This window comes from Extensimonas perlucida, from assembly GCF_007655255.1.
In the GTDB taxonomy this organism is placed as follows: domain Bacteria; phylum Pseudomonadota; class Gammaproteobacteria; order Burkholderiales; family Burkholderiaceae_C; genus Extensimonas; species Extensimonas perlucida.
Genome location: NZ_VMYE01000028.1, coordinates 19,584 through 35,101, shown reverse-complemented (window position 1 = coordinate 35,101; position 15,518 = coordinate 19,584). Strand labels below are relative to the sequence as shown.

Annotated in this window: 13 protein-coding genes, 2 tRNA genes and 3 rRNA genes; 5 read left to right on the top strand and 13 right to left on the bottom strand. The window is 60.6% G+C overall.

Features of this window, described 5'->3' with window-relative positions:
- Positions 1–226: 226 nt before the first annotated feature.
- The 3 genes from FK527_RS16105 (at position 227) to FK527_RS16095 (ending at position 2,020) form a co-directional block, all read left to right on the top strand.
- A 16S ribosomal RNA gene (locus FK527_RS16105) occupies positions 227–1,759 on the top strand.
- An 81-nt stretch (positions 1,760–1,840) separates the two neighbouring features.
- Positions 1,841–1,917: transfer RNA gene (locus tag FK527_RS16100), tRNA-Ile, on the top strand.
- Positions 1,918–1,944: 27 nt separating this feature from the next.
- Positions 1,945–2,020, top strand: a tRNA-Ala gene (locus tag FK527_RS16095).
- Here the strand turns inward: FK527_RS16095 and FK527_RS16090 are convergent.
- On the bottom strand, positions 2,008–2,187 hold the full coding sequence (locus tag FK527_RS16090; RefSeq protein ID WP_144735504.1) for a hypothetical protein: 180 nt from the start codon (positions 2,185–2,187) through the stop codon (positions 2,008–2,010). The genes FK527_RS16095 and FK527_RS16090 overlap by 13 nt on opposite strands.
- Before the next feature lie 236 nt (positions 2,188–2,423).
- Here FK527_RS16090 and FK527_RS16085 point away from each other — a divergent pair.
- Positions 2,424–5,302 (top strand): 23S ribosomal RNA (locus FK527_RS16085).
- Between the two features lie 211 nt (positions 5,303–5,513).
- Positions 5,514–5,626, top strand: a 5S ribosomal RNA gene (rrf, locus tag FK527_RS16080).
- The 16S, 23S and 5S rRNA genes sit together here with 2 tRNA genes alongside, the layout of an rRNA operon.
- Before the next feature lie 208 nt (positions 5,627–5,834).
- Here rrf and htpG read toward each other — a convergent pair.
- The 12 genes from htpG to hisA all read right to left on the bottom strand — a co-directional run bounded on the left by htpG (position 5,835) and on the right by hisA (position 15,475).
- Positions 5,835–7,793 carry a molecular chaperone HtpG gene (gene htpG, locus FK527_RS16075; protein ID WP_144735558.1) on the bottom strand — a complete coding sequence of 653 codons (1,959 nt, stop codon included), beginning with the start codon at positions 7,791–7,793 and terminating at the stop codon, positions 5,835–5,837.
- A gap of 192 nt (positions 7,794–7,985) precedes the next feature.
- Positions 7,986–8,801, bottom strand: a complete 816-nt coding sequence (gene tatC / locus FK527_RS16070; protein WP_144735556.1) for a twin-arginine translocase subunit TatC — start codon at positions 8,799–8,801, stop codon at positions 7,986–7,988.
- 93 nt (positions 8,802–8,894) lie between these two features.
- On the bottom strand, positions 8,895–9,350 hold the full coding sequence (gene tatB, locus FK527_RS16065) for a Sec-independent protein translocase protein TatB (protein ID WP_144735555.1): 456 nt from the start codon (positions 9,348–9,350) through the stop codon (positions 8,895–8,897).
- Positions 9,351–9,533: 183 nt separating this feature from the next.
- Positions 9,534–9,773 carry a Sec-independent protein translocase subunit TatA gene (gene tatA, locus FK527_RS16060; protein ID WP_144735553.1) on the bottom strand — a complete coding sequence of 80 codons (240 nt, stop codon included), beginning with the start codon at positions 9,771–9,773 and terminating at the stop codon, positions 9,534–9,536.
- A gap of 178 nt (positions 9,774–9,951) precedes the next feature.
- On the bottom strand, positions 9,952–10,320 hold the full coding sequence (locus tag FK527_RS16055; protein WP_186298461.1) for a histidine triad nucleotide-binding protein: 369 nt from the start codon (positions 10,318–10,320) through the stop codon (positions 9,952–9,954).
- A 63-nt stretch (positions 10,321–10,383) separates the two neighbouring features.
- Complete coding sequence (locus tag FK527_RS16050) at positions 10,384–11,457, bottom strand: patatin-like phospholipase family protein (RefSeq protein ID WP_144735551.1); 1,074 nt, start codon at positions 11,455–11,457, stop codon at positions 10,384–10,386.
- 35 nt (positions 11,458–11,492) lie between these two features.
- The gene (locus FK527_RS16045) at positions 11,493–11,879 is read right to left on the bottom strand and encodes a DUF4870 family protein (RefSeq protein WP_144735549.1); all 387 of its coding nucleotides are present in this window, start codon (positions 11,877–11,879) and stop codon (positions 11,493–11,495) included.
- Between the two features lie 46 nt (positions 11,880–11,925).
- Positions 11,926–12,300 (bottom strand): phosphoribosyl-ATP diphosphatase, encoded by a 375-nt coding sequence (locus tag FK527_RS16040; RefSeq protein ID WP_144735546.1) that lies wholly within the window; start codon positions 12,298–12,300, stop codon positions 11,926–11,928.
- Entirely contained in the window at positions 12,297–12,722 is a 426-nt protein-coding gene (hisI, locus tag FK527_RS16035; protein WP_144735544.1) for a phosphoribosyl-AMP cyclohydrolase, read from the bottom strand. Before hisI ends, FK527_RS16040 begins: the two co-directional genes overlap by 4 nt.
- Before the next feature lie 70 nt (positions 12,723–12,792).
- Positions 12,793–13,572, bottom strand: coding sequence for an imidazole glycerol phosphate synthase subunit HisF (gene hisF, locus FK527_RS16030; protein ID WP_144735542.1), 780 nt, complete (start codon positions 13,570–13,572; stop codon positions 12,793–12,795).
- Between the two features lie 125 nt (positions 13,573–13,697).
- Entirely contained in the window at positions 13,698–14,705 is a 1,008-nt protein-coding gene (gene galE / locus FK527_RS16025) for a UDP-glucose 4-epimerase GalE (RefSeq protein ID WP_144735540.1), read from the bottom strand.
- A gap of 29 nt (positions 14,706–14,734) precedes the next feature.
- Entirely contained in the window at positions 14,735–15,475 is a 741-nt protein-coding gene (gene hisA, locus FK527_RS16020; RefSeq protein ID WP_144735538.1) for a 1-(5-phosphoribosyl)-5-[(5-phosphoribosylamino)methylideneamino]imidazole-4-carboxamide isomerase, read from the bottom strand.
- Between the last annotated feature and the right edge of the window lie 43 nt (positions 15,476–15,518).

Below are 15,518 nucleotides of genomic sequence, written 5' to 3'. Positions count from 1 at the left end.
AATACGCGGCTCAGCTGATTGCAGCTGAGGTGCAAAGCGGCAAAAGTTTAGAAAAGCTTTTGTAGCGCGGATCCTTAAAAACACACAGCCGATAAGCGTGGGCGTTTGAGCTAAGTGCGCAAAGTCCTCTAGGCGAAAGCCTGGAGGCAAGTGCGAATAGCACACAAACGCTCGAAGCAAGAAAAGAAGGAAACTTCAATTCTAAAGAGAGCAAAACCAAAAGATCAAACAAAAGAGTTTGATCCTGGCTCAGATTGAACGCTGGCGGCATGCCTTACACATGCAAGTCGAACGGCAGCACGGACTTCGGTCTGGTGGCGAGTGGCGAACGGGTGAGTAAAGCATCGGAACGTGCCCGATCGTGGGGGATAACGCAGCGAAAGCTGCGCTAATACCGCATAAGATCTACGGATGAAAGCGGGGGACTCGCAAGAGCCTCGCGCGAACGGAGCGGCCGATGTCAGATTAGGTAGTTGGTGGGGTAAAGGCCCACCAAGCCGACGATCTGTAGCTGGTCTGAGAGGACGACCAGCCACACTGGGACTGAGACACGGCCCAGACTCCTACGGGAGGCAGCAGTGGGGAATTTTGGACAATGGGCGCAAGCCTGATCCAGCCATGCCGCGTGCAGGAAGAAGGCCTTCGGGTTGTAAACTGCTTTTGTACGGAACGAAAAAGCCCTGGTTAATACCTAGGGCTGATGACGGTACCGTAAGAATAAGCACCGGCTAACTACGTGCCAGCAGCCGCGGTAATACGTAGGGTGCGAGCGTTAATCGGAATTACTGGGCGTAAAGCGTGCGCAGGCGGTTTTGTAAGACAGAGGTGAAATCCCCGGGCTCAACCTGGGAACTGCCTTTGTGACTGCAAGGCTGGAGTGCGGCAGAGGGGGATGGAATTCCGCGTGTAGCAGTGAAATGCGTAGATATGCGGAGGAACACCGATGGCGAAGGCAATCCCCTGGGCCTGCACTGACGCTCATGCACGAAAGCGTGGGGAGCAAACAGGATTAGATACCCTGGTAGTCCACGCCCTAAACGATGTCAACTGGTTGTTGGGTCTTAGCTGACTCAGTAACGAAGCCAACGCGTGAAGTTGACCGCCTGGGGAGTACGGCCGCAAGGTTGAAACTCAAAGGAATTGACGGGGACCCGCACAAGCGGTGGATGATGTGGTTTAATTCGATGCAACGCGAAAAACCTTACCCACCTTTGACATGGCAGGAATCCCGAAGAGATTTGGGAGTGCTCGAAAGAGAACCTGCACACAGGTGCTGCATGGCTGTCGTCAGCTCGTGTCGTGAGATGTTGGGTTAAGTCCCGCAACGAGCGCAACCCTTGCCATTAGTTGCTACGAAAGGGCACTCTAATGGGACTGCCGGTGACAAACCGGAGGAAGGTGGGGATGACGTCAAGTCCTCATGGCCCTTATAGGTGGGGCTACACACGTCATACAATGGCCGGTACAGAGGGTAGCCAACCCGCGAGGGGGAGCCAATCCCACAAAGCCGGTCGTAGTCCGGATCGCAGTCTGCAACTCGACTGCGTGAAGTCGGAATCGCTAGTAATCGCGGATCAGCATGTCGCGGTGAATACGTTCCCGGGTCTTGTACACACCGCCCGTCACACCATGGGAGCGGGTTCTGCCAGAAGTAGTTAGCCTAACCGCAAGGAGGGCGATTACCACGGCAGGGTTCGTGACTGGGGTGAAGTCGTAACAAGGTAGCCGTATCGGAAGGTGCGGCTGGATCACCTCCTTTCTGGAAAAAGCACTGCAGCTTGAACGCCCACACTTATCGGTTGTTGGATGCACCATCGAACCCACGAGTTCAGATGGCCTGGGGTCTGTAGCTCAGCTGGTTAGAGCACCGTCTTGATAAGGCGGGGGTCGTTGGTTCGAGCCCAACTAGACCCACCAACCATCCAATGCGCGAGAAGGGCTTTGGGGGGATTAGCTCAGCTGGGAGAGCACCTGCTTTGCAAGCAGGGGGTCGTCGGTTCGATCCCGTCATCCTCCACCAAACAAGGCGAAGACAAAGGCGACGACAAAACGCAAGCGACGAAAAAGCGCAACACCAAAGTGGCTTTGCAAAAGGCTATTTTGCTGTTGCTCAGGATCACCTGAAGCACATCGGCTGTTCATTAAAAAATCATAGAGTCGAATCAGCGTTGCTGATGAAATATGCACCAGTGAAAATGCTGGAGCAAAAAATCATCGGCGACAAGAATTTTTGATTGCGTCAAAACGAATATTCAAACCGAGTTTGAAATTCGACACATACGATTTTAGTCCGCAAGGGCGAAAATCGATGCGGCGTGAATACTTGCATGACGTGCATAGCATGCATTAACGCGCGAGGTGCAAGACCTCGCAAGTCCTTGGAAAGTAGCGGAGCCGTCTCGCAAGAGACGTCAAAGTTATAGGGTCAAGTGACAAAGAGCATGTGGTGGATGCCTTGGCGATGATAGGCGAAGAAGGACGTGATAGCCTGCGAAAAGCTTCGGGGAGCTGGCAAACAAGCTGTGATCCGGAGATGTCCGAATGGGGAAACCCACCCGCAAGGGTATCGTTGGCTGAATACATAGGCCAACGAGGCGAACCGGGCGAACTGAAACATCTCAGTAGCTCGAGGAAAAGAAATCAACCGAGATTCCGAAAGTAGTGGCGAGCGAAATCGGAAGAGCCTGCCAGAGATAGCATAGTTGTTAGCAAAACGGGATGGAAAGCCCGGCCATAGCAGGTGATAGCCCTGTATGCGAAAACAGCCATGTGGTACCAAGCTGGGAACAAGTAGGGCGGGGCACGAGAAACCCTGTCTGAACATGGGGGGACCATCCTCCAAGGCTAAATACTCATCATCGACCGATAGTGAACCAGTACCGTGAGGGAAAGGCGAAAAGAACCCCGGGAGGGGAGTGAAATAGATCCTGAAACCGCATGCTTACAAAAAGTCGGAGCCCGCAAGGGTGACGGCGTACCTTTTGTATAATGGGTCAGCGACTTACATTCAGTGGCAAGCTTAACCGAATAGGGAAGGCGCAGGGAAACCGAGTCCGAACAGGGCGATTTTAGTCGCTGGGTGTAGACCCGAAACCAGGTGATCTATCCATGGCCAGGATGAAGGTGCCGTAACAGGTACTGGAGGTCCGAACCGACTAGTGTTGCAAAACTAGCGGATGAGCTGTGGATAGGGGTGAAAGGCTAAACAAACCTGGAAATAGCTGGTTCTCTCCGAAAACTATTTAGGTAGTGCCTCAAGTATTACCTGCGGGGGTAGAGCACTGTTTTGGCTAGGGGGTCATGGCGACTTACCAAACCAAGGCAAACTCCGAATACTGCAGAGTAGAGCTTGGGAGACAGAGCACCGGGTGCTAACGTCCGGACTCAAGAGGGAAACAACCCAGACCGCCAGCTAAGGTCCCTAAAATTGGCTAAGTGGGAAACGAAGTGGGAAGGCTAAGACAGTCAGGATGTTGGCTTAGAAGCAGCCACCATTTAAAGAAAGCGTAATAGCTCACTGATCGAGTCGTCCTGCGCGGAAGATGTAACGGGGCTCAAGCCAGTTACCGAAGCTGCGGATGCACGAGCAATCGTGCGTGGTAGGAGAGCGTTCTGTAAGCCTGTGAAGGTGTCTGGTAACGGATGCTGGAGGTATCAGAAGTGCGAATGCTGACATGAGTAGCGTTAAAGCGGGTGAAAAGCCCGCTCGCCGTAAGCGCAAGGTTTTCTACGCAACGTTCATCGGCGTAGAGTGAGTCGGCCCCTAAGGCGAGGCAGAGATGCGTAGCTGATGGGAAACAGGTCAATATTCCTGTACCGCTCAATAGTGCGATGTGGGGACGAAGAAGGTTAGCTCAGCCAACTGTTGGAATAGTTGGTTCAAGCCTGTAGTCGTGCCCGGTAGGCAAATCCGCCGGGCTAAGATGAGGGGTGACAACGAGGCAGCTTGCTGCCGAAGTGAGTGATACCCTGCTTCCAGGAAAAGCCACTAAGCTTCAGCTATTGACGACCGTACCGCAAACCGACACTGGTGCGCGAGATGAGTATTCTAAGGCGCTTGAGAGAACTCAGGAGAAGGAACTCGGCAAATTGATACCGTAACTTCGGGAGAAGGTATGCCCCAAGTAGGTGAACTTGAACAAAGGGAGCCCAAAGGGGTTGCAAAAAATCGGTGGCTGCGACTGTTTAATAAAAACACAGCACTCTGCAAACACGAAAGTGGACGTATAGGGTGTGACGCCTGCCCGGTGCTGGAAGATTAAGTGATGGGGTGCAAGCTCTTGATCGAAGTCCCAGTAAACGGCGGCCGTAACTATAACGGTCCTAAGGTAGCGAAATTCCTTGTCGGGTAAGTTCCGACCTGCACGAATGGCGTAACGATGGCCACACTGTCTCCTCCTGAGACTCAGCGAAGTTGAAATGTTTGTGATGATGCAATCTCCCCGCGGAAAGACGGAAAGACCCCATGAACCTTTACTGTAGCTTTGTATTGGACTTTGAACGGATCTGTGTAGGATAGGTGGGAGGCTTTGAAGTGAGGGCGCTAGCTCTCATGGAGCCGACGTTGAAATACCACCCTGGTGCGTTTGAGGTTCTAACCTGGATCCATCATCTGGATCGGGGACAGTGCATGGTAGGCAGTTTGACTGGGGCGGTCTCCTCCCAAAGCGTAACGGAGGAGTTCGAAGGTACGCTAGTTACGGTCGGACATCGTGACGATAGTGCAATGGCATAAGCGTGCTTAACTGCGAGACCGACAAGTCGAGCAGGTGCGAAAGCAGGACATAGTGATCCGGTGGTTCTGTATGGAAGGGCCATCGCTCAACGGATAAAAGGTACTCTGGGGATAACAGGCTGATACCGCCCAAGAGTTCATATCGACGGCGGTGTTTGGCACCTCGATGTCGGCTCATCTCATCCTGGGGCTGTAGCCGGTCCCAAGGGTATGGCTGTTCGCCATTTAAAGAGGTACGTGAGCTGGGTTTAAAACGTCGTGAGACAGTTTGGTCCCTATCTTCCGTGGGCGCTGCAGATTTGAGAAAGCCTGCTCCTAGTACGAGAGGACCGGAGTGGACGCACCTCTGGTGTATCGGTTGTCACGCCAGTGGCATCGCCGAGTAGCTATGTGCGGAAGAGATAACCGCTGAAAGCATCTAAGCGGGAAACTCGTTTCAAGATAAGATCTGCCGGGGCCCCGAGCCCCCTCAAGAGTCGTTCTAGACCAGGACGTTGATAGGCTGGGTGTGTAAGCGCAGCAATGCGTTCAGCTAACCAGTACTAATTGCTCGTGCGGCTTGACCCTATAACTTTGATAAAAACTCAAAGTCCCAATGCATGTGATGTGTATGACCTTCGTACGCAAGTACGCAAGTACGCAAGCACCACACTTGCCACGTCGCTCGTGTCCACGCCACCACCAACGCAATCACAAATTCCCCCAGATTCGACTTCTATGATCTTCGCCGCGCTGTCCCCCCATAACAAAACCAAAAACAGCACGGCTCTCAGTTTCGCCTGATGACCATAGCAAGCTGGTACCACCCCTTCCCATCCCGAACAGGACCGTGAAACAGCTTCGCGCCGATGATAGTGCGGATTCCCGTGCGAAAGTAGGTCATCGTCAGGCTCCTTACAAAAACCCCCTGCGCCTTTTTAGTCGGCTCAGGGGGTTTTTTCTTTTTGGGGCACAGCAGGGGCGCACGCCTGCGGATTTAACACGCGCTGCGAGCCGGTCACAGCAGGAATTCGCCAAGCAGGCTGCGTGAAAAACACCCTGGCGCTCGGCCAGGGGGCGGCATTGCCGCCACCGGACTGCCCACGGTTTTCCAAGCCCTTTACGCCCCCGCCAGCAGTGCATTCACCCGACGCACATAGGCGGCCGGGTCTTCGGGCAAGCCGCCCTCGGCGAGCAGGGCCTGGTCGAAGAGGATGTGTGCGAGGTCGTGGAAGTGCACCGAGCCGTCGAGTTTTTTGACGAGCGGGTGTTCGGGATTGACTTCGAGCACGGGTTTGACCTCGGGCACTTTCTGCCCTGCTTGCTTGAGCAGGCGCGCCATTTGCGTGCTCATGCCGCCTTCTTTAACCACCAGACAGACAGGGGAGTCGACGAGGCGTGTGCTTACACGCACGTCTTCGACTTCATCTTTGAGCACCTCTTTGAGTTTGGCGAGTACGGGTTTGAAGGCTTCGGCGGCCTCTTCGGCGGCTTTTTTCTCGGCTTCGTCCTGCAGCTTGCCGAGGTCGGCCGCGCCCTTGGCCACCGATTGCAGCGGCGTGCCGTCGAATTCGGTCAGGTAGCTCAGCGCCCATTCGTCCACGCGGTCGGTCATTAAGAGCACCTCGATGCCCTTTTTCTTGAAGATCTCGAGCTGCGGGCTGTTCTTGGCGGCGTTGAGATTCTCGGCGGTGACGTAGTAGATCGCCTCCTGGCCTTCTTTCATGCGTGCCTTGTAGTCGGCCAGGGATACGCTCACGGTGTCGCTTTGCGTGCTCGCAAAGCGCAGCAGGCCGGCGATACGTTCGCGGTGGGCGAAGTCTTCGCCCAAGCCCTCCTTGAGCACGGCGCCGAACTCAGCGTAGAACTGGCTGTATTTGCCTTCCTTGGCCTTGTTTTCGGGGCTGACTTCGGCGCCAGTTTCGTGCTTGTCGTGCTTGGCCAGGTCTTCGAGCAGCGACAGGATGCGGCGCGTGTTGCCTTCGCGGATCGCGCGCACGTCGCGGCTTTCCTGCAGCAGCTCGCGGCTCACGTTGAGCGGCAGGTCGGCCGAGTCGATCACGCCTTTGACGAAGCGCAGGTAGCCGGGCAGCAGCGCGTCGGCGTCGTCCATGATGAACACGCGCTTCACGTAGAGCTTGACGCCGCCTTTTTTGTCGCGGTTCCACAGATCGAACGGCGCCTTCGCAGGGATGTAGAGCAGCTGGATGTATTCGGTGCTGCCCTCGACGCGGTGGTGCGTCCAGGCCAGCGGGTTTTCGAAGTCGTGGCTGATGGCCTTGTAGAACTCCTGGTACTGCTCGTCGGTGATGTCCTTTTTGGGCCGCGTCCACAGCGCGCTCGCCTGGTTCACGGTTTCCCACTCGCCGGTCTTGACCATGCGGCCCGGGTGGTGGCCAGCCTTTTCGTCGTTCGGGTCGATCGGTGCGCCGTCTTGCCACTCCTCTTTTTCCATCAGGATGGGCAGGCCGATGTGGTCGGAGTATTTGCTGATGATGGACTTGAGCTTCCAGCCGTTGAGGTATTCCTGGGCGTCGTCACGCAGGTGCAGGATCACGCTGGTGCCGCGCTGCGCGCGCATGATGGGCTCGACCTCGAAGTCGCCCGTGCCGCGGCTCGTCCAGCGCACGCCCTGCTCGGGCGGCAGACCCGCGCGGCGCGACTCCACGGTGATCTGGTCGGCCACGATGAAGCCCGAATAAAAGCCCACGCCGAACTGGCCGATGAGCTGCGCGTCGGCTTTTTGGTCGCCCGAGAGGCGGTTCATGAACTCCTTGGTGCCGCTCTTGGCGATCGTGCCCAGGTGGTCTATGGCCTCCTGTGCGCTCATGCCGATGCCGTTGTCGGTGATCGTGAGCGTCTTGGCCTCGGGGTCGAAGGACACGCGGATTTCGAGGTTCGGGGCGTCTTCGTACAAAGCAGGGTCGTTCAGCGCCTCGAAGCGCAGCTTGTCACAGGCGTCGGAGGCGTTGGAGATCAGCTCGCGCAGAAAAATCTCTTTGTTTGAATACAGCGAGTGCGTGACCAGGTGCAGCAGCTGCGCCACTTCGGTCTGGAAAGACAGGGTTTGTTTGCTCATGGTGTGTTTGGGTGCGAAAAAAGGTAGCAGGAATCGCGCGAGCAATTTTGGGCCGGCGCCCAGAATTTCAATGCCGAGCTGTCCCAAGGTGCGTAATTGCTACTCTGATAATAGCTGCTCGCGCTTGATAGAGGTGCGCAAAGGCTCGATTTGGCTCGATTGTGCGCACCAACTGCGCGCCGCCCGCGAAGCTCAGGGCGATGGTGCCTCGTTCGCTTTTTCGGCGTCCGCGTCATGCGCATCGACAGCTGCACGATGGCGCTGCACGGAAAAGTGCGCAGCCCAGATGCCCACCTCGTAGAGTAGGCACATGGGGATGGCCAGCGCGAGCTGCGAGACCACGTCGGGTGGCGTGACGATGGCCGCGACGACAAAGGCCAGCACGACGAAATAGCCGCGGAAGGACTTGAGCTTGTCCACCTCGACCACGCCCAGGTGCGCGAGCACGACCACGGCGATGGGCACCTCGAAAGCCAGGCCGAAAGCAAGAAACATGCTGAGCACGAAGCTCAGATAGGCCTCAATGTCGGGCGCGGCGGTGATGCTCTTGGGCGCAAAGCTTTGGATGAAGCTGAACACCTTGCCGAAAACAAAAAAGTAGCAGAACGCCACGCCCACGAGAAACAGCACGGTGCTCGAGACGACGAGTGGCAGCACCAGGCGCTTTTCGTGCGCATAAAGGCCCGGTGCGACGAAGGCCCAGAGCTGCCACAGCACCACGGGCAACGCAAGCAAAAACGCCGCCATGAGCATGATCTTGAGCGGCACCATGAAGGGCGAGATCACCGAGGTCGCGATCAGCGTGGCGCCATGCGGCAGGTGCGCGACCAGCGGCGCCGCGAGCAGGTCATAGAGCGTGCCGGGGCCGGGGTAGAAAAACAGCACGGCTGCCGCGATCAGCACGGCAAGCATGGCCTTGATGAGCCGGTCGCGCAGCTCCATGAGGTGCTCGACGAAGGGCTGCTCGGTGCCGGCCAGTTCGTCTTGCGGGGGTGGGGTTGCGGACATGGTGGATTGGGGTAGGTGGTTCGATGCGCCCGGATCGTGGGGTGCATGGCGCAGCTACGGCACCCCTGCGTTTCAGGCGATCCGCTCGCCGCGTCAATGAAACTTCTTGGGCCGGTAGCGCGCCACGCGCGCCGCGCCCGAGAGCGCCTTGGTGCGCACGCCGTTGCGTGCTTTGTACCACTGTGGCACGGCGCCGCGTTTGAGGCGCCAGTTCTTGCGCGGTGGCTGGTAGCTGGGCGGGATGGTGTCGGCAGCGGCCAAGCCGCCATCGCTCTGCGCGGCAGCCAGGTCCTGTTCGAGTGAGCGCACCGTGCCGTGAATGGATTGCTCGACCGACTGCGCCGCCGTCTCGACCTGGGTTTTCATCTTCATGAGCTCTTCGAGCTCCATGGAGCGGTTGACTTCGGCCTTGACCTCGGCGACGTAGCGCTGCGCCTTGCCCAGCAGCGTGCCCACGGTGCGGGCCACGCGCGGGAGCTTTTCCGGGCCGATGACGATCAGCGCGACCGCACCGATCAGTGCCATCTTGGAGAGGCCAATGTCAATCATCGCAGTTGCAAAGCGGCGGGCTCAGAGGCTGAGAGTTTTTCGGCAGCGGCCGAAAGGTGCATCAAAACGCCACCGATCGAGGCGCAAAGCGCAGCCATAGCTCGGGCTATGGCGAGCATTTGCAACGACAAGCGGGGGTGTTTTGGTGTGCAAGGCGGCCATGGACGAATAACTCTCAGCCTCTCAGCCCTTTTGCTTGGCTTGTACGTCTATGGTCGTTTGCTCGGACGTGACCTGCTGCGTCACCTGCCCGGCGGTGGATGTGGCGGGCTGCTCGGGCGCAGCGCCGTCTTTCATGCCGTCCTTGAAGCCCTTGACCGCTCCGCCCAGGTCGCTGCCCAGATTTTTGAGCTTCTTGGTGCCGAACACCATGACCACGATCAGCAGCACGATCAGCCAGTGCCAGATGGAAAAAGAACCCATGAATCAACTCCTCAGTAAAGCCCTTGCGGGACGGGCGCACAGCGTGCCTGCGTTCTGTGCAGGGGGCTGCACGGTAACGGCCATTTTAGACAGCGGGCATGACAGCACCTTGCAGAGCACCTATGAACACGGCAGGGGCAAGGGTAGGAAAAAGGGCAGGGCGTGCGTTTGCCAGAGTTCAACCCTTGCGCCAGGGGCGCGGCCCGCCGATCACGTGCATATGTAGATGGTGCACTTCCTGCCCGCCGTCAAGCCCCGTGTTGATGACGATGCGAAAGCCGCCTTCGGGGTAGGGCCTGCAGCCTTGCTCCAGCGCCAGGCGCGGCGCGAGCGTCATCATGCGCCCGAGCAGCCCAGAGTGCTCGGGCGTGAGCTGCGCCATCGAGGGAATATGCTGCTTGGGCACCATCAAAAAATGTACGGGGGCCCAGGGGTGGATGTCGTGAAAGGCGTAGATGTCCTCGTCTTCATAGACTTTTTTCGACGGAATCTGGCCGGCGATGATCTTGCAGAAGATGCAGTTGGGGTCGTGCAAAGTGGCGTCCATGGTGTGGGGTCTCCGTGCAGGGTGGCGGCGGCGCGTGGCGCAGGTCGGCTCCGGTTTCGAGGGTCAGATATTTTCGGCGATCCGCATGCTCGCGCGCTGGCCCACGTCCGCGCGGTGTGCCGCGAGCCAGTTTTGCCCGGCTTCGCGCCCGAGCGCGAACAGCTTGCGCACCAGCCCTAAGTCAGCACGTGACTTGCTTGCAGTGCCGAAGGCGTGCAACAGCGCGCCGCCATCGACATGGTGCATGCGCATGTCTTTGTAGCGGCGCGCATCGATCCGCCCTTCGGCAAGCAGCCGGCGCACGAATTCGATGCTGCGCAGCTCGGCCAGCAGGCTCGCGTTGAAGGTGATGTCGTTCATGCGCTCGACGATCTCGGGCACGGTGTCGGGCACGGTATCGATCAGCCCGGGGTGCTCCATGGGGTTGATCTGCACGAGCAGCGTATCGCAGCACTCGGTTTGGTAGACCAGCGGGTGCAGCGCGGGGTTGCCCGAAAAGCCGCCGTCCCAGTAATGCTCGCCTTCGATCTGCACCGCCTTGAACAGCAGCGGCAGGCAGGCCGATGCCATCACGGCGTCGGCGCTCAGGCGCTTGCCGTGAAAAATCTCGCCGCGCCCGGTGCGCACATTGGTGGCGCACACGAACACTCTGGGTACATGCGCCGCGCGCGTGGCGCGCAGCAGCTCGAAATCGACCTCGCGCTCGAGCAGGCGGCGCAGCGGGTTGAAGTCGAGCGGGTTGGTCTGGTAGGGCGAGAGCCACTGGCTCATCATGCCGAGCAGCGGTTTGGAGCTGAGCAGCGGCGCCGTGAACAGCGTACCCACGGCGCCTACGCCTTCCCAGAAGCGGCTCAGCGTTGCGCGCGCCAGCGCGCAGCCGGCGGCGTGCGCGTCCTGCGTGTCGCGGTGTTCGCGCGCGGCCTGGGCAAAGCCGTGCGCGACGGCCACGGCGTTCATCGCGCCGGCGCTGGTGCCGCTGATGCCGTCGAAGTCCCACTGCCCGTCTTCGAGCAAGGTGTCGAGCACGCCCCAGGTGAAGGCGCCGTGCGAGCCGCCGCCTTGCAGCGCGAGGTTCAGCGGCAGGCGCGACGCGCTGCGGGGTGGTGTGCTTGCGGCGGGGTCTTCGTGTTCAGGCATGGCATTGGCGGTGCAAGGGCTTCCGTCCTGGCCGTTCAGACCTCGATCGCCCGGTTTTGGTTCATCGCGACCATGCCGCGCACGATGCGGTAGAGGAACCAGATCGAGATCAGGGCCCAGGCCACCATGCCGGGGATCAGGAAAAAGAGCCACAGCGGCGCCGTGAGCACGTACAGCACGCCTGCCCAGAGCACGGTGCGTATGCGCCAGAGGTAGTGGCTGGCCTGCCAGGTGCCCGCGGCGTCGCTTTGCTTCACGAGGTCGATGACGAGCGCGATGATGAGCAGCGCCGCGCCCGGCTGCGCGCCCGGGATCACCGCGCCGAGCGCGACGATCAGGTGCAGCATGTAGCTGACCCAGCCCCAGGCCTTGAGGCCCTCGGCGCGTTCTTCGTCGCTTTGTATGTCGATGATGTCGTTCATGCTGTTCTCCAGTTTGGCGCGCTTGCAGCCGCAAGCGCCGGGGCCGTCAAGCAGGGCGCGCGGCTTTTTCTGCGATGCCGCTCAGCCCTTCGCGGCGCGCGAGCTCGGCGAGCACTGCGTCTGGCGTGAGCCCGAAATGCGCGAGCGCGATCAGGCAGTGGAACCACAGGTCGGCCACCTCATAGACGATTTTGGCCGGCTCGGCGCCGTGCTGCACGTCTTTCGCTGCCATGACCACTTCGGTGGCTTCCTCGCCGATTTTTTTCAAAAAAGCATCGGGCCCTTTGTGCAGCAGGCGCGCGACGTAGCTTTTGTCCGGGTCGCCGCCGCGCGCGGGTTTGCGGCTTTCGATGACGGCAGCAAGGCGCGCGAGGATGTCCGCGGCAGTTTGCGAATCGGGCAGGGCGTTGGGATGGTTCATGCTTTGGGGTCGTGGTAAATCGAGGCCGGGTCTTTGAGCACGGGCTCCACGGCGCGCCACTGGCCATTTTGCAATTGCTGGAAGAAGCAGCTGTGGCGGCCCGTGTGGCAGGCGATGCCGGGCTCGTGGCCTTGCTGCGTGACCTGCAGCAGGATCACGTCGTTGTCGCAGTCGAGGCGGATCTCGTGCACGGTCTGCACGTGGCCCGACTCTTCGCCCTTGAACCACAGCTTGCCGCGCGAGCGGCTGAAATACACGGCGCGGCCCAGCTCTGCCGTCTTTTGCAGCGCCTCGCGGTTCATCCAGGCGAACATCAGCACGTCGCCCGTGCCGCGCTCCTGCGCGATCACGGGCACCAGGCCCTGCGCGTCCCAGCGCACGGCGTCGAGCCAGTTCGGGGAGGCGTCGGGGGCGGTCGTCATGGCAGTTCGATTGCTTCTGAAAAAATAGCTGCTAGCGCTTGATGGACGGGCGCTAGAGGCCAAAAAGGCTTCAAATTCGCACGGGAATGCCGCGCGCGGCCATGCAGGCCTTGGCCTGCGCGATGGTGAATTCGCCGTAGTGGAAAATGCTCGCCGCGAGCACCGCGTCGGCGCCGCCGATCTGTATGCCGTCGGCCAGGTGTTCGAGCTGGCCCACACCGCCCGAGGCGATCACGGGCACGTCCACGGCATCGCTCACGGCGCGCGTGAGCTCCAGGTCGAACCCGGCCTTGGTGCCGTCGCGGTCCATGCTGGTGAGCAGAATCTCGCCCGCGCCCGCTTCGGCCATGCGGCGCGCCCAGGCGACGGCGTCGAGCGCTGTGTTCTTGCGCCCGCCGTGGCTATACACGTCCCAGCCCTCGCCGCGGTCGAGCAGGTCGTTGCCGAAGCGGCGCTTGGCGTCTATGGCCACGACGATGCACTGCGCGCCGTATTTGTGCGATGCGTCGGCGATCACCTGTGGGTTCGCGATCGCGGCGGAGTTGAAGCTGACCTTGTCGGCGCCGGCGTTGAGCAGGCGGCGCACGTCCTCCACGCTGCGCACGCCGCCGCCCACCGTGAGCGGGATGAAGACCTGGCTGGCCACGGCCTCGATGATGTGCAGGATCAGGTCGCGCCCGTCGCTCGTGGCCGTGATGTCGAGAAACGTGAGCTCATCGGCGCCCTGGTCGTTGTAGCGCGCGGCAATCTCCACCGGGTCGCCCGCGTCGCGCAATTCGACGAAGTTGACGCCCTTGACCACGCGGCCACCGGTCACGTCGAGGCAGGGAATGATGCGTTTGGCGAGCATGAGAAAGCAAAAAAGCAGAAGTCAGAAGTCGCGCAAGATACCACGCCGCGCGCCTCTGCCGGATAGCCGCGGGCGCACGGATTAGCCGCCGGGCGAGAAGCAGGGCGATGCGCGGTGATCCGCCCTCAGGCACTCTGCGCTGCGCCGCTTTGCCAGCGCCACAGGTCGGCGCACATGCGGTCGAGGTCGCGCTGCGCGCGCCAGCCCAGCAACTGCCCGGCCAGCGAAGCGTCGGCCCAGTATTGCGCAAGATCGCCGGGGCGGCGCGCCACGATGCGGTAGGGGATGGGGCGGCCGCTCGCGCGCTCGAAGCTGCGCACCATGTCGAGCACCGAGGCCGGGCGCCCGGTACCCAGGTTGACCGTGAGCAGTCCGGGGTGCGTCTGCAGGTAGCGCAGCGCCGCCACGTGGCCTTCGGCCAGGTCCATCACATGGATGTAGTCGCGCACGCCGGTGCCGTCGGGTGTGGGGTAGTCGTTGCCATAGACGCTCAAGGCTTCACGCTGGCCCGTCGCCACCTGTGCGATGTAGGGGGAAAGGTTGTTCGGCACGTCCTGCGGGTCTTCGCCGATCAGGCCGCTTTCGTGCGCGCCTACAGGGTTGAAGTAGCGCAGCCGCGCGATGCGCCATTGGCCCGGCTCGGCCTGGTCGAGGTCTGCGAGCATGCGCTCGACCATGAACTTGCTCCAGCCGTAAGGGTTGGTCGCCGAAAGGGGGAAGTCCTCGCGCAGCGGCTGCACGGCCGATTCGGCGTACACCGTGGCCGAGGACGAAAACACCAGCGTGCGCACGCCCGCGGCCTGCATGGCCTGCAGCAGCGCAAGGCTGCCTGCGACATTGTTGTCGTAGTAGCGCAGCGGCTCGCGCACCGACTCGCCCACGGCCTTGAGGCCGGCGAAGTGGACCACTGCGCTGATCGGGTGCTCGGCAAACAGGCGTTGCAGCAGCGCGGCATCGCGCACGTCGCCTTCGACGATTGCCGGCGCTGCGCCCGTGATGCGCGCGAGGCGCTCCGGCACCGAGCGGCGGCTGTTGCAGAAGTTGTCGAGGATGAGAAACGGCATGCCAGCCTGGGCCAGCGCCACGCAGGTGTGCGAGCCAATGAAGCCGGCGCCGCCGGTGACGAGGATCATGGAATTGCCTTGTCGTGAATGCGGTACCGTCATCCGCTCAACGCATCCGCGCGCGCCTGCGCCGCAGCGAAGTCGAGCGCGCCGGTGTAGATCGCGCGGCCGCAAATCACGCCTTCGATGCCTTCTTCCTGCACGGCGCAGAGTTTTTCGATGTCTTCCATGCCGCTCAGGCCGCCCGAGGCGATCACGGGGATGGTGAGCGCCTGCGCGAGCTTCACGGTGGCCTCGATGTTGATGCCCGTGAGCATGCCGTCGCGGCCGATGTCGGTGTAGATGATGGATTCGACGCCCCAGTCCTCGAACTTCTTCGCCAGATCGATGACTTCATGGCCTGTGAGCTTGCTCCAGCCGTCGGTGGCGACTTTGCCGTCCTTGGCGTCGAGGCCGACGATGATGTGGCCGCCGAAGGCGCTGCAGGCGTCGCGCAAAAAGCCGGGGTTTTTCACTGCGGCGGTGCCGATGATGACGTAGCGCAGGCCGCCGTCTATGTATTTTTCGATGGTGTCGAGGTCGCGGATGCCGCCGCCCAACTGTACGGGCACGTCGTCGCCCACCTCTTTGAGGATGGCTTTGATCGCGGTGTAGTTTTTGGGCACGCCGGCGAAGGCGCCGTTCAGGTCCACCAGGTGCAGGCGCCGCGCGCCCAGATCGACCCACTTGCGCGCCATCGCGGCAGGGTCTTCGCCGAAGGTGGTGGATTGGTCCATGTCGCCTTGTACGAGGCGCACGCAGTGGCCGTCTTTGAGGTCAATGGCGGGGATGAGCAGCATGGTGGAGCGGGCAGGCTAGGGCCGCAGGTGCGGCAGATTGGAA

Coding starts and splice junctions, on each gene's coding strand:
- tatB (WP_144735555.1), bottom strand. CDS start 9,350: ATGATTGACATTGGCCTCTCCAAGATGGCACTGATCGGTGCGGTCGCG.
- FK527_RS16040 (WP_144735546.1), bottom strand. CDS start 12,300: ATGAACCATCCCAACGCCCTGCCCGATTCGCAAACTGCCGCGGACATC.
- galE (WP_144735540.1), bottom strand. CDS start 14,705: ATGATCCTCGTCACCGGCGGCGCCGGCTTCATTGGCTCGCACACCTGC.
- hisA (WP_144735538.1), bottom strand. CDS start 15,475: ATGCTGCTCATCCCCGCCATTGACCTCAAAGACGGCCACTGCGTGCGC.
- hisI (WP_144735544.1), bottom strand. CDS start 12,722: ATGACGACCGCCCCCGACGCCTCCCCGAACTGGCTCGACGCCGTGCGC.
- FK527_RS16055 (WP_186298461.1), bottom strand. CDS start 10,320: ATGGACGCCACTTTGCACGACCCCAACTGCATCTTCTGCAAGATCATC.
- FK527_RS16045 (WP_144735549.1), bottom strand. CDS start 11,879: ATGAACGACATCATCGACATACAAAGCGACGAAGAACGCGCCGAGGGC.
- tatC (WP_144735556.1), bottom strand. CDS start 8,801: ATGTCCGCAACCCCACCCCCGCAAGACGAACTGGCCGGCACCGAGCAG.
- tatA (WP_144735553.1), bottom strand. CDS start 9,773: ATGGGTTCTTTTTCCATCTGGCACTGGCTGATCGTGCTGCTGATCGTG.
- hisF (WP_144735542.1), bottom strand. CDS start 13,572: ATGCTCGCCAAACGCATCATTCCCTGCCTCGACGTGACCGGTGGCCGC.
- FK527_RS16050 (WP_144735551.1), bottom strand. CDS start 11,457: ATGCCTGAACACGAAGACCCCGCCGCAAGCACACCACCCCGCAGCGCG.
- htpG (WP_144735558.1), bottom strand. CDS start 7,793: ATGAGCAAACAAACCCTGTCTTTCCAGACCGAAGTGGCGCAGCTGCTG.